A 13,272-nucleotide genomic window follows, 5' to 3' on the forward strand; every position below is an offset into this window, starting at 1 on the left:
GTGGAGTTCTTGCGGCGACATTGGCCCGTCGTCGTACTGCTGGTCGCGACCCTCCTCCCCGTGCTCCCCGGCCTCTTCAGCGGGAAGACGATCGGCCCCTTCGACCAGGTCGCCCAGTTCGCGCCGTGGCATAGACCTGCCCCCAAGGACACCTCCTGGAACGTGCTACAGGTGGACGGCGTGCTCCAGTTCTACCCTTGGCGGAAGCTGGCCCTGCAAGCCTGGGGACGTGGCGAACTTCCCCTCTGGAACCCCTATCAGCTTTGCGGCACGCCCCTCCTCGCGAACTCGCAAAGCGGCGGCCTCTACCCCCCGCACATCCTCTTCGGAGTGGCGCGAGTTCCGACGGGCCTCGCCGTCGTGCTCCTCGCCTGGTTCCATCTCGCCGTCGCCTCGCTAGGGGCTCGGGCCCTTGCGCTTCGGCTCGGCGCCAACGAGGTCGGGGGTTTGCTCGCCGGGCTTCTCTTCGGCCTCTCACCCTTCATGCTTGCCTGGCTGCCCTTGGCGAGCGTTCCTTCGACCGTGGCCTGGGCACCCTGGTGCCTTGCCGGTGTTTTGCGGCTCTTCCAGACTCGCGCATGGCAAGCAACGGTTCCTTGGCTCGCTTTGCCCGTCGGAATGACGATGCTCGCCGGGCATCTGCAGTTCGCGGCCTATGTTCTCCTCGCCACCTTCCTCTTTGCGGTGGCGATGGCTTTCGCCCACGCGGTTGGAAAGAAGCCCGGATCGGGAAGGGCCCTGCTCTACGGAAGCGCGAGCCTGGCCCTCGGCGTCGCCATTTCGGCCGGGCACCTGCTTCCCGTCCTGAGCTATTCCCAAACCAGCCATCGTCGACAGGCTCCCTCGGGAGAAGGGTGGAAAGCCTACTCGGCCGGAGCACTGACGCCGATTGAACTCGCCGGCGTCGCCTTCCCTTCCGCGGTGGGCACTCCGGACGGACGCATCCCCGGCTATGAAGAACCGCTCACCAACTACTGGCCCGCCTACTTGAAGCCCGGCGCAAACTACGCGGAAGGGGCGCTGATGCTCGGGCCCCTCGTGTGCCTCCTCTTCGGCCTGCGGCGAAAGGAGGTGACCCCGGAAATGGGCGCCCTGGCCGCCGTCGCGGGCCTCGGGCTCCTCGTCGCAATGGGGCCGGGGAGCCTGCCCCTCTATTTCGGCGTGCCGGGGTGGGCCGCCACCGGGAGCCCGGGGCGCGCCCTGGTGATCCCGCTCCTCGCCCTCAGCGTCCTGATCGGCACTGCGTGGCCGGGCGGTATCGACCCAGGACGGACCAAGCGGACCTTGGCCGGCCTTGCGTTGCTCGCCGTCGTCACCCTCGCCGTCGTGGCGAACGTGCCCCGACTGGCGTCCTGGCTCCCTGGGCTCGACATGTCGGCCATCGTCTCCGCGGACGCCCTTCGCGCGATAGTCGGCCAGGTCTTGGCGACCTCGCTGCTTCTCGGCGTGGGTCTCGCCCTGTTGTTCGGACTCGACCCACGTAAGAGCGGCCCCCTTGCCGATGGCCGCTTGCGCGCAGGCCTGACCGCGCTCGTCCTGGCCCTCGTGTTCCGGGCGCAGACCCCCGGAGTGGTCTTCGGCGAGCCACTCGACTCGGCCGCGCCCGAATCGCCGCCGGCGGGCCGGGTCGCGTTCGTGAACCGGGGGTGGGGCTTGCTCGTCCCCCCGCCAAGAGCCCTGGCACCCCCGAACACGGCCGTGTTCCTTTCGCGTTATGACGTAGGCGGATACGATTCCCTCCTGAACGTTGAAACCGTTAACTGGCTCAAGGAAGTGGACGGAGGCCAGGATCCAGCTCCTAGCGAAAACGGCAACATGATGTTCGTTAAGCCAAGCTTTGAACCCGCAAAGCTTATGGAATCGGGCGTCACAGAAGTCTGGAGCGGCGAACGCCTCCCGCAATTGGCGACCGAGCCCGAGACCCGCGAGGGGACCCTTGTTTACAGGCTCCCCGGCCCGGGACGAGTCTCGCGCGCGGCGGGCACCGCGCAAGTCGTCAGCGACTCCGCGACGGAGACCGTCGTCCGGACGGACGGGCGCGGCCCCCTGGTGCTGCGAGACCGCAACTTGCCGGGTTGGACGGCCACGGTGGATGGGCGGCCCGTCCCGATTGCCGCCGGCTTCTGGCGGCAGGTAGACCTTCCAGATTCGGCAAAGACCGTGGTCTTCCGATACTGGCCGCCGGGCCTCGCCACCGGCCTTCCAGTCTCCATCGCGGCTTGGACCCTTACCGCCGCACTGGTCGTTTTGGGTTCGAGACGGCGGAGGGAACTCGAAAAGGATTCGAACCGGGGCCCGGCCCAATTGTGACGAGAGTTATCCGATAACGGTGTATACTGTCTGTCCATGCCGATGGGCGCCCTCCACTGCACTTCAGCGCCGATCCTGCTGCCAGAGCCCGAACAGAAAACCCGTTACGAAGGGCGCTACGCCGTCGTGATTTTCAACAACGATCACACGCCGTACGAGGCGGTCGTGGGGATCCTGATGGCGGCCACCGCGTGCGAGAGGGAGGAGGCCGAGATCGAGACTTGGGAAGCCCATACCTACGGCCAGGCGCCCGTCCACTTCGACACCTTGCCGACCTGCGAAGAAGTCGCCGGGGTTATCAAGAGAATCGGCGTGGCGACCGAGATTAGAAAGGAGTGGGATGACTGAAAAGATCCTCATGGCTGGCGGCGTCGAGGCCCCAGAGCGGACCTCCAAGGAGAAGGTCGGGCCCGGCCACGACTGGATCGTCACCGTTTTCAACAACGACGTCAATACCTATGAAGAGGTGATGACCGTCCTCATCCTGGCCACCGCCTGCGACCAGGAGGAAGCCTACATCGAGGCTTGGGAGATCGACCACTTCGGCCAGTGCGTCGTCCACCGGGCGGACGAGAACGAGTGCCGTCTCGCCGCCGAAGTCATCGCAACCATCGGGATCCGGGTCGAAGCCAGTCCCGAAAGCTGACCCGCCGAATCCAGCGCCGGCGGGCCAACCTCCACCGAGCCTTAAGGCTCCGCCAAGTTCTCCAATGGGAACGGCGGGTTGCCGATCGGGCGCACCGCCAGTGAGACCAGTAGGGCCGGGTTATCGTCGGCCGCGACGCGGTTCGAGCTCAGCCAGCCGCAATCACGGCAGCGGTGGACCAATGCCCACTCGCCGCCCCGGCGCACCCAGACCGCGATCGGCTCCATCAACCCCTCGCACTCGGCCGCCCGGTCCCCGGGCGAAACGTCCAGGTGCAGACTGAAGAGGCAGGAGGGGCAGTGGTTCCGATGGCCCGAGCCCGCCCCATGCCAAGAGACGTGGGCCCCGCAGTTCCTGCAGGCGAAGCCGTCCAAGCCGGCGCCAGGATCCTTGAGCCGCTGGACCATGCGGTCCACGGGAATGACAGGCAGGCCCATCTGTTCCGCCTCTCGGGCGGCCTTCCGGGCAAGACGACGGTGCCGACGGTCCGGGCGCGAGCCCGCCTCGGACGCAGCATAAGGCTGTGAGTTCTTGTGACTTTTCTTCAAGGGAGAATCGCGTGGGTCGGGCATGGCTGGGCCATGCGACTTCGCAATGGAAGCTGCCGCGATTCCTGAGCCGGGCGAAAGCCGCGTTAAGCTCTCTCGGCGGAACCGACGGCGCTCGTCACAGAGACTGCACGTGTCATCAAAGGCTCCTCGAAGGGCCCCGAAGGGCTTCGTAAAATGATACCCCCGCCCCTCTCCTACTTCGTCAACGCCTGGCGAAGAACCTGGCTCATATCCTTGGCAAAGTGGGCCGTGATCCCCTTCCGAATGCTTTCCGGGACCTCCTCAAGATAGTCCTTACGGTTCTCTTCCGGTAGCAGGATGGTCGTGACGCCCTCTCGATAGGCGGCCAGGATCTTTTCCTTCACGCCCCCGATCGGCAACACCTGGCCCGTCAAAGTGACCTCACCCGTCATGGCGAGGCGCGGCTTCACCGGGCGCCCGCTGAAGAGCGACGCGATCGCCGTCACCATGGTCACGCCGGCCGACGGCCCGTCCTTGGGCACAGAACCGGCCGGAACGTGGATATGGATCTCCGACCTTTCAAACTCCTGGGGGTCGATCTTGAGCTGCTTGGCGTGCGAGCGCACGTAGCTCAGCGCAGCCGTGACCGATTCCTTCATCACGTCGCCGAGTTGGCCCGTGACAATGAGCCCCTTGTTGCCGGGCATCCGCACCGCCTCGATGAAAAGGATCTCGCCCCCCACCGGGGTCCAAGCGAGGCCGACCGCCACGCCCGGCACGAGCTCCCGTTCCGTCACCGGGTCGTTCACAAACCGGGGCGCGCCGAGCGCTTCCTCGACGAACCGCTTTGTGACGGTGAGCTTGCCCTTGCGCCCCTCGGCAAAGAGGTAGGTGGCGCGCCGGATGACCGAAGCGATCTCGCGCTCCAGGTTGCGGACTCCCGCCTCGCGCGTGTAGTGCCGGATGAGGTGGACCAGGGCATCGTCCTTGACGACCACGCGGCGCGCGCTCAGTCCGTGCTCCTCCAAAAGCCGCCCCACCAAGTGCGTCTTGGCGATCATCAGCTTCTCCTCTTCCGTATAGCCCGCGAGCTCGATGACCTCCATCCGGTCGCGCAGCGGCGCGGGGACCGTGTCCATCCGGTTCGCCGTGGTGATGAAGAAGGCGTTTGACAGGTCGAACGGGGCATCGATATAGTGGTCGCGGAAGGCGTTGTTCTGCTGGGGGTCGAGGACTTCGAGCAACGCCGACGCGGGGTCGCCCCGGAAGTCCATCCCGAGCTTGTCGACCTCGTCCAAGACGAACACGGGGTTGTTCGATTCCGCCCGGCGCAGCCCCTGGATGATCTGCCCCGGCATCGAGCCGATGTACGTCCGGCGGTGGCCACGGATCTCCGCCTCGTCGCGCATACCGCCCAGCGAGATGCGCACAAACTTGCGGTCCATCGCCCGGGCGATGGATTTGCCGAGCGACGTCTTGCCCACGCCCGGGGGGCCGTAAAAGCAAAGGATCGGCTGGCGGACCGGCCCGTCCGTCTTCACCTTTCGCACGGCGAGGAACTCGATGATCCTGCGTTTGATCTTGTCCAGGCCGTAGTGGTCCTCGTCCAGCACCTGTCTGGCATGGGCGAGGTCAAGATTGTCGACCGTGGACTTTGCCCACGGCAAGGCGACCATCATCTCGACATAGGTGCGGGCGACGGTGTACTCCGGCGAACCGGGGTTGATCCGGCGCAACCGGCTGAACTCCCGCTCGACCTCCTTGAGCGCCTCGGCCGTCATGCCACTTGCCTCGATCTGCTCCTGGAGCTCCGTGAGGTCGCCGACGTCGTCGAACTCGCCCAGTTCGCGCTGGATCGCCTTCAACTGTTCCCGGAGGAAGTAGTCGCGCTGGTTCTTGGAAAGTTCGGCCGTGACCTCGCTCTGTACCTTGCTGGAAAGCTCCAGCACGCGCACCTCACGGCCAAGGATCTCGAGCAGCACGCGGAGCCGGTCGCGAACGTCAACGGCCTCCAGCACACGCTCCTTGTCCGCCACCGCCATGGGCATGTGCGCGGTGACGAGGTCCGCCACCACGTTCGCCTCCTGAACAGCCGTGGTCAGGCTGCGCAATTCGTCCGGCATCTGGGGCGCCAGCCGGACGGCTTGGTCGAAAAGGGCCGCGACGGATCGACGCAGCGCCTCGACCTCCTCCTTCTGCTCGGCGGGGACCGCCGGCTCTTCGATGATCTCGATCTTCGCGCGAAGGTACGGGGTCTCTTGCAGGCGTTCGACGATGCGGAACCGCGAGATGCCCTGCACGATGAGCCGGACCGTGTCCGCCGACTTCATGAGCGTGCGGATGATGACCGCGCAGCCATATTCGTAAACGTCCTCGAACCCGGGCTCGTCGGTCTGGGGCTCTCTCTGAGTGATCGTCCCGATCACCCGGCTCGAACCCATCACGCTGTCGTCGATCAACTGGATCGAAGCCGGGCGCGAAACGCTCAGAGGGGCAATCAGCATGGGATAGACCACCGAGTCGCGCAAGGGCAACAGGTTCAGGACGTTCGGGACGTCTGGCTTCGGCTCGGCTTCCGGGTCAAGGTCGATCCCGGCTGTGACTTCGAGATCAGGCCCCGTGTCGGACGTCTCGGAGTCTTCGACGGGCAGTTCAACTTCCTTCATCTAATCTTGTGGATCGTTACTCTCTTTAGAACGATGTCTTGGCCCTTGCTCTCCGCCTTTGGAAGGACCACGCTCAGAAAACCGATTGAGAGCTGGGTGCGGGCGTTCTCCGTGTCCAAGGGGATTTCCGGCAGAACGACCTCGCGGTAGAACTCCCCGCACTCGATCTCTAGGTTGTGGGTCCGCACGCCTTCCTGCTGGAAGATCGAATCCTCGCTCCGCTCCCCGCGGATGACCAACGTGCGGCGCTCGGCGACATAGAGCAAGTTGATCTGCTCCGGGCGGACACCGGCGAGCTCCACCCTGACGACGACGAACTCAGGCAGTTCAAAGACATCGACCCGCGGCTCCCATTCTTTCTGGCGTGCGAACTGGGGGACCGCAGACGAAAACTCCTTTGCGATGCGCCTGATATAGCCGACGCGCAGCAGTTCTTCGATGTCCTGCTCCGACACGACCCTATTGTACAGCGAGTCGCGCCTGCTACGCAGAAAAGAAAGACGGGCGAGGCTGTGCGCCTCGCCCGTGGAGGGAGCCGTTGGCTCCGATCCGTTATGCCGGCTTACTGGCAGCCGCTGACGCCCTTGATAGCCCAAGAGCAGATGTCGCCGATAGCCTTCTTGTACTGGATCGAGCTGGCGTGGCCGTCGACGTACTGGGCAACGATCTGACCACCGAAGAGCTTCTCGCCGGCCTTGACGGCAGCGATGACGCCTGCGGAGTTCGGAGTGGTGCCCGCATACTGGCCGCTCTCGCCGCCGCTGAAGCTCCACTTACCGCCACCGATGTTCTTCCAGTAGAACTTGAAATGGGCGCCCTGGTCCTCCACCAGCTGCCGAACGGCAGTGAGTTCCTGAGCCGTCAGCCGGGACGAGTTAAGGAACCCAGAGTGGTTCTGCACGTCCGGGACCGCACTGTAGAAACCGGAGTCGACCATCTCGATCGTCGAAGCCGGGTACGGGATGGAAGTCTCAGGAACGGTCGCCGGCTGCTCATTCGTACCGGAATAGATACCGGACGGCGAGAGCCAAGCCGAGTTGTGGCCGTAGCTGTTCTGTCCGCCGTAGTTGTTGCCCGAGCAGCCGGCGCCGGTGCAGTTGTACTGCGTGGTCGCACCCGGCACGAACTTGTTCTCACCAGCGGGGTTCTGGAAGATGCCGACGTTCTTGGTGTACGGCTTCAGCATGTAGACCCAGTAATACCGCTTCAGCGCCTCGGTGCCGCCGCCGGGGCCGCGGAGCATTTCCGCGTCCGGGACGAGGCCGCTCGCGCGGGTCGTGTCCACGTACTGCGGGCAGATGACGCTGGCGCCCTGGCCGTTGCCCGGGCAGTTAAACCGGTGGGGGAACAGGGTGTCGTCGTAATCGTCGATGTAGATCTTCGTCGCCAAGCCCAGCTGCTTCATGTTGCTGAGGTTTTGACTCTTCTTGGCGGCTTGCTTCGCCTGGGCGAAGACGGGGAACAAAATGGCCGCAAGGATCGCAATGATTGCGATAACGACCAACAGCTCAATGAGCGTAAAGGCTCTTTTCATGGCTCTCTCCAACGTACAGACACCCCCGGTGGGGAGCCCTCGTCGCAAGACAGGAGTATGACGCACTCCAGGTGCCGAAAGATCGGTTCAGGGGCCCGAAAAGGCAGGATTGATGCCGGAAACTGGTTGAGTTCCTAGGCCTTGTTGCTCAACTTGGCGTTTTTGATAGACCAAATTGCACTTTCCTCGCCCTCCGCTGCTGAAACCGTTCAGGCCCCCGAGCTGAACCTGGGCCCTCTCGCCCCTCAAAGTTTCCCGCGTCGCCCGCCGCCAGTCGCAACGACCGCCACACAGGTAAACTATCTGTTCCTCTCGGGCGGTTAGCTCAGCGGTAGAGCACTTCGTTCACACCGAAGGGGTCACAGGTTCAAATCCTGTACCGCCCACCATGCGCCTGGTCCAAAGTCACCACGCCTGGTCCGTCTAGACTCCGGAGCAGATGGCCTTCGAGCAGCACGACTTCCTCGTCGTAGGGAGTGGACTCGCCGGACTCACCTTTGCCCTTCGCGCCAGCGAGCACGGCCGCGTCTGCGTCCTCACCAAAGCCGCGCTGACCGAGTCCAACACCAACTATGCCCAAGGGGGCATCGCCGCTGCGATCGGCGAGAGCGACGACTGGCAGCTGCACGAGGAAGACACTCTCGTCGCGGGCGCCGGGCTGTGCGACGTCGAAGCCGTACGCTTCCTCGTGCGCCAGGCGCCGGCCGAAATCGAATGGCTGAGGTCGCTCGGCGCCCGCTTCGACCTGAGCCTCGGCCGAGAAGGCGGCCACAGCCGCAACCGCATCGTCCACCATGCCGACCGCACGGGTTGGGAAGTCGAACGCGCCGTCAGCGGGGCCGTCCGCGAGAACCCCAACATCACGTTCTTCGAGAACGCCTACGCCACGAACCTCCTCACTGCGAACGGCCGCGTCGTCGGCGTCCGCGCGGAGGTCGCCGACCTCGGCGCGCGCCATTTCCTGGGCCGGGCCGTCATGCTCGCGACCGGCGGTTGCGGCCGTCTCTACGCCCAGACCACGAACCCCAGGGTGGCCACCGCTGACGGCATCGGACTCGCCGACGGGGTCGGCGCCGAGATCCGCGACATGGAATTCATGCAGTTCCACCCCACCACGCTTCACCATGCCCAGGCAGGCGGCTTCTTGATCAGCGAGGCCGTCCGGGGAGCCGGCGGCACGCTGCGGAACCATCGCGGACGCCGCTTCATGTACGACTATGACAAGCGGCTGGAGCTCGCCCCCCGCGACGTCGTCGCCCGAGCGATCGAACGCGAAATGCAGCGGCTGGCCACGTGGTGCGTCTACCTCGACACGACCCATCTCGACGCCGACCTCCTGGAACAGGAGTTCCCCACCATTTGGTCGACGCTTAGGAACTTGGGCATGGAGATGGAAAAAGACTGGATCCCGATCGTCCCGGCACAGCACTATTCTTGCGGCGGAGTCGTGACAAACCTGAAGGGCCAGACCACATTGCCCGGGCTCTTCGCCGCCGGCGAGGTCGCACGAACGGGCGTCCACGGCGCGAACCGCCTCGCCAGCAACAGTCTGCTCGAAGCGATGGTCTTCTCCTCGGCCGCCGCGGCCGCGGCCAAGGACGAACCAGCACCGGGAACCCCCGCGACCCTGCCCCCGCCCCCCAAGTCTGTACTCGAGAACGACGCCGTCCGCATCCGCCACTCCCTCATGAATGCGATGTCCCAAGGCGTCGGCGTCTTCCGCACCACCGCCGGGCTTCGGTCGGCCCAAGAGCGGGTCGCCGAACTCCGCGATGAGTACGAGAGCGCGAACGAGGCGCCTTTCTCTACCTACTCACTGGAAACTCTTAACCTTTTGGTTGCCGCGAGGTATGTCGTGGACGGGGCCATCCAGCGTAGGGAGAACGTCGGCCTCCACTACAACGCCGATTTTGACCAAACGGTCAGGGCCAGGCCGGAGCGACCGGCAACGGCCGCGCCCAAGGCTCGCGCGTAAGCCTGGCGCGGCAGATGCCAGGGCCAAGCGGCACGTAGGTCACCTTCGCCTCGCCGAAAGCCTGCTCGACCTGGAGCGATCTCAGGTTTTCCAAAGGCTCCAAGCGAAAGTCGCTGTCCGAGGCGAACCGGAGTTCGGGATCGACGCCTCCATAGTGCGCCCATCGCAGCTCACGCCCTGTCTCGTCGGCAGTCACCGAATGGTTGGAGAGGAGCCTAAGCGGTGACTGGGCGAGATCCGGCCCGTCCTTTCGCAAGAGACCGGTTCCCAGCGCCATCCACCTGAACCAGGGCTCGATCACGGTCTCCGGCGGCAAGCCCACTCGGCGCGCAAAGGCGGGAAAGGCGAGCCCCGCGTAAGTCCCCGCCGTCAGTTGGCCGGCCAGGGCCCGATCCGCGCTCGAGCCTCGGACGAACGCGGCCAGGGCGACCAGCTCGGCCGACCGCGCACCCGCCGCCAGGTCGTCGACCGGGATTCTCCAGGTGAGCGGGTCCACCGCGTCCGTGAGCGCCGCGAGCAGGGGGTTCGCTATCGGCTCTGACCTGGGCAGCGCGAGGGCCTCGGCCAAGAGCGCCTGTTCGGCGGCTGCTTCGAGGCCCTCGCCGCCCCAATTGAAAGGCAGCTTCGCCCCGCTCGGTCCCGCGGAGTAAGTCTTAGCGGCGGCAAGGTACCGGCGCCGTGCGGCCGAGGCCGCTTCGCGGGTTTCCAGGGTGGATGACGCGACCAGGCACCGCGCAGCCAGACCCGGGATCGAAACAGATTCCGGCTGGGCGAGCGTGTCCAGGTTGCCGCGCGCGACGGGCCGTCCCCGCGCGAAGAGCGGGACGGGAAACTCCACCGCAAGCTTGGGCTCCCCCGTGACGTAAAGCGGACCTTCGGAGGTCGGTGCGCCAAGGTCGGCCACAGAAGAGGCCACCCGCAAGGCATAACCGCCCGCCTTGCCCAAGACCACTGCGGGAGGCACGACGGCCCCCTGCCGGTCATACCGCCAGACCACGCGGATCCCGGCGGCAGTCTCTTGGTAGTCGGTGGAGACCAGGTGGGGCTCGGGCGCTGCCATCACCATCGCCGCGGGTGCCAGCGCCTTCAGCACCCGCCCCAGCCCGCTTGCCGAGGGCGTGGCATGCCCGACCGCCCCGAGGGGGAGTCCGACCCGCACCCAGCCCTGGAATCCGCCCGTGGAGCGGATTTGCCAATTGCCAGGCCGCCCCTCACAGACCCAGCCTGCCTCCGCTTCTTCCGCGATCAGCACCACCGGCGGCTGGTTGTCCGTAAAGGTAACAGCGATCCACCGCACTTGCGGGGTCGGCACCGAAGTGCCAAACGTGGCCTCGGGCGTAGAGAGGTAAGGCGCGGAGTTCGAGGTCACCCGGAATCGCGCGGCTCCCGGGAAGAACACGGCCCATCCAGGGGCGTCCAGGTTCACGCGCACGGCGGTCGGAGCACCGCTGCCGCCCTCCAAGCGGTAGAAGCCGGTCCGGCCCTTTGCGAGCGAAAGCGAAAGCGACTTCGGGGCTGGCGACCAGCGGAACTTGTCCGCGGCCGGATGGTCGGCTTGGAAGCCCTCCGCGTCGATCTTGAACCCTGCGACCACGGGGTCGCGCCCCGGCACGAACCGCCCGGTCGGCTGGCCGATCGAAAGGGAGCAGAGCGCCCCCACGACCAGGCTAGTTAAAGCTCGTTCCCAGGATTTCAAGGCCCAACCTTCGGGTGCGGGTCGAGTAGCTGAAGCCGATCTCGCGGAACCCCAGGCGATAGCCAATGATGAAGGTCTGCTCTAGGAAGGAATCGGCCTGGAAGCGGTCGGAGTAGAAGCCGTAGCTGAGCCGCCAAATGGGGCTGAACCGATAGTCGAAGTTCGCGCTAAGATTGGTGCGGTCCGCATCGAGGCTCTGGCCCGCGAACCCGCGCAACGAGGTCCTTCCTGAGGAGAACGTCGCCTCCGTGGTCAACCGGTGGCTCCCCAAGATCGACTCTGTGAAACCATCGCGCACGTACTCATAGGTGCTCTGCACGAAGAGCCCCTCCATCGGGGTCGTGGACAGCGATAGCGTCGCCTGTTGCGAGAACGCGCTCCCATTGCCGTTCCCCAACTGCCGGGCGAGGTTATAGCTCGCCATGAGCGTTCCGGAGCGACCGATGTTGAAGGGCTTTGAATCCATGCGCATACGCAAGTCCACGCCCTGCTGGCTGATCGGCACCGCCCCCTGGATGCGCCTCTCCTGCGCAGTGACCCCGAGGGACACCGTGGCGGGAAGGTTGCCGAGCTTCGCCGGCTGCTGTTCGATGCTGGCCAGGGCCGAGTCGCTGATGTAGCGGTATCCGCTCAGCGTCCGGCCGTGCTCATAGCTCAGGTTGAGCCTGTAATGGCCGAGCTGCCGGTTATAGCTGGTGTTCGCATAAAGGCTGCGGTGGGCGGGGAGGTTCACTTGCGCAGTGAACTGCGAACGGGCGTCCGGCTGCCAATAATGGCGCACGTTCGCGCCCCAGTCGTCGCGGCCGATGCCGGAGACGACGAGTCCGCCGTCACTGCTGGCCCCCTGGTTCCAAGCGTGCTCAAAGTCCATGAACATGCCTCCCGCGGCACCCAGCCCCGAGGTGAGCCGGTTGCCATAGCGGAACCGGAGCAGGCTCGTCCGCCCCGGCTCCAGCGACAAGTAGTGCGGGTAGTTCACGGCCACCGAGCTGTTCGAGACGTTGAAGAACTGCTCCGTCAAGATCGGGCTGGAGTTGTTCGCGTCGAGCTCGAAGAGCGGGACCGACATGATGCTGCGGTCTCCGACGTGGAGACTCGCCCGGTGGAACTGGATCGCCCGGTTCGGGAAGACGACGGCCTTTCGCGCCTGGACCAGGGACGGCGCCATGTCAAGGTCCGTGAACTTCATACCGCTGAGGTCGAGGTCGCCCCGGTGGCGCGAGAAGCCGGACGACGCGATGTCCTGTGCAACGAGCTCGCGCGTCCGACCCACCGTCGGGACGATCCCGGAGGCCGTCGGCACAGCCTTCACTTGGACCGATTCCTGGTCGATCAGGCCCAGCCCCTTGCGCTGATAAAGGTGCACGAGCACTTCCCGGAAGCGCTGCCTGTGAGACCCGATCTTGACGACCGCCCCCCGTGCGCGCACGTCCCCGTTTGAGACGCTGAGCTGGAGGTGGTCGGCCACGATCTCGATCTCGCGGTAGCGGAGCTCGGCCGGGTGTTCGCCGCCCTCCGCCTCCATGAGCCGCTCTTGCGTGCTATAGCGGAGCCGACCGTCGGAGGCGACCTCGATAAACTCCTTGGCCGAGCTGAGGATCGAGGGGTCGCTTACGAACTCGACTTCGATGGAGGCCTGGGCGCTCAGGCTTGGTGCAGAAGCGCGGACCTTCGCGGTGCCGGCGGTGCCGGGCGCAGTGAGCGCGATTCGGGCGAAGCCGTCCGTCGTCTCGATCACGCTTCGGGCTCGGAACTGCCCCCGGTCGGTCTCAAAGACCACGGTCGTCCCGTTCCGGGCCAACCGGCCGTTTTGGTCGCGGACTTCGGCCGTGAGGGTGACGGTGCTGTTGCCGTCAGCCACGGCCATGGCCGGGAAGGCCTTGAGTTCGACCGTGCCGCGCTGGGCCAAAGCGGGGAGGGCTCCAAGCAAGAC

At 65.6% G+C, this 13,272-nt stretch carries 10 protein-coding genes and 1 tRNA gene; 5 read left to right on the forward strand and 6 right to left on the reverse strand.

The genetic code is table 11. From position 1 onward, the window contains the following. From KF733_12205 to KF733_12215, 3 genes are read left to right on the forward strand one after another with little or no spacing between them, the layout of a single operon-like run. Nucleotides 1–2,310: a hypothetical protein gene (locus KF733_12205; GenBank protein ID QYK55757.1), complete on the forward strand. Its 2,310-nt coding sequence runs from the start codon at nt 1–3 to the stop codon at nt 2,308–2,310. Between the two features lie 36 nt (nt 2,311–2,346). Further along, a complete protein-coding gene (locus tag KF733_12210) occupies nt 2,347–2,658 on the forward strand; it encodes an ATP-dependent Clp protease adaptor ClpS (protein QYK55758.1) in 312 nt (103 codons plus the stop codon). Further along, nucleotides 2,651–2,956 carry an ATP-dependent Clp protease adaptor ClpS gene (locus tag KF733_12215; protein QYK55759.1) on the forward strand — a complete coding sequence of 102 codons (306 nt, stop codon included), beginning with the start codon at nt 2,651–2,653 and terminating at the stop codon, nt 2,954–2,956. Before KF733_12210 ends, KF733_12215 begins: the two co-directional genes overlap by 8 nt. A 41-nt stretch (nt 2,957–2,997) precedes the next feature. Here the strand turns inward: KF733_12215 and KF733_12220 are convergent, their stop codons facing one another. From KF733_12220 to KF733_12235, 4 genes are all read right to left on the reverse strand, one after another. Beyond that, nucleotides 2,998–3,504 (reverse strand): RNHCP domain-containing protein, encoded by a 507-nt coding sequence (locus KF733_12220; GenBank protein QYK55760.1) that lies wholly within the window; start codon nt 3,502–3,504, stop codon nt 2,998–3,000. A gap of 197 nt (nt 3,505–3,701) precedes the next feature. Continuing rightward, a complete protein-coding gene (gene lon / locus KF733_12225) occupies nt 3,702–6,134 on the reverse strand; it encodes an endopeptidase La (protein ID QYK55761.1) in 2,433 nt (810 codons plus the stop codon). Then, complete coding sequence (locus KF733_12230) at nt 6,131–6,589, reverse strand: Hsp20/alpha crystallin family protein (protein QYK55762.1); 459 nt, start codon at nt 6,587–6,589, stop codon at nt 6,131–6,133. Before KF733_12230 ends, lon begins: the two co-directional genes overlap by 4 nt. Before the next feature lie 107 nt (nt 6,590–6,696). After that, nucleotides 6,697–7,668 carry a prepilin-type N-terminal cleavage/methylation domain-containing protein gene (locus KF733_12235; protein ID QYK55763.1) on the reverse strand — a complete coding sequence of 324 codons (972 nt, stop codon included), beginning with the start codon at nt 7,666–7,668 and terminating at the stop codon, nt 6,697–6,699. 314 nt (nt 7,669–7,982) lie between these two features. Between KF733_12235 and KF733_12240 the strand changes: the two genes are divergently transcribed. After that, a tRNA-Val gene (locus KF733_12240) sits at nt 7,983–8,057 on the forward strand. Between the two features lie 50 nt (nt 8,058–8,107). Further along, nucleotides 8,108–9,643 (forward strand): L-aspartate oxidase, encoded by a 1,536-nt coding sequence (nadB, locus tag KF733_12245; GenBank protein QYK55764.1) that lies wholly within the window; start codon nt 8,108–8,110, stop codon nt 9,641–9,643. On the opposite strand, the gene KF733_12250 is transcribed toward nadB, so the two are convergent. Together KF733_12250 and KF733_12255 are read right to left on the reverse strand one after the other, a co-directional pair. Beyond that, nucleotides 9,591–11,303 (reverse strand): hypothetical protein, encoded by a 1,713-nt coding sequence (locus KF733_12250; GenBank protein ID QYK55765.1) that lies wholly within the window; start codon nt 11,301–11,303, stop codon nt 9,591–9,593. The two genes, nadB and KF733_12250, sit on opposite strands and share 53 nt — an antisense overlap. A 7-nt stretch (nt 11,304–11,310) precedes the next feature. Beyond that, nucleotides 11,311–13,269 carry a hypothetical protein gene (locus KF733_12255; protein QYK55766.1) on the reverse strand — a complete coding sequence of 653 codons (1,959 nt, stop codon included), beginning with the start codon at nt 13,267–13,269 and terminating at the stop codon, nt 11,311–11,313. Nucleotides 13,270–13,272 lie beyond the last annotated feature (3 nt).

The sequence above is a fragment of the Fimbriimonadaceae bacterium genome (assembly GCA_019454125.1).
Taxonomy (GTDB): domain Bacteria; phylum Armatimonadota; class Fimbriimonadia; order Fimbriimonadales; family Fimbriimonadaceae; genus JALHNM01.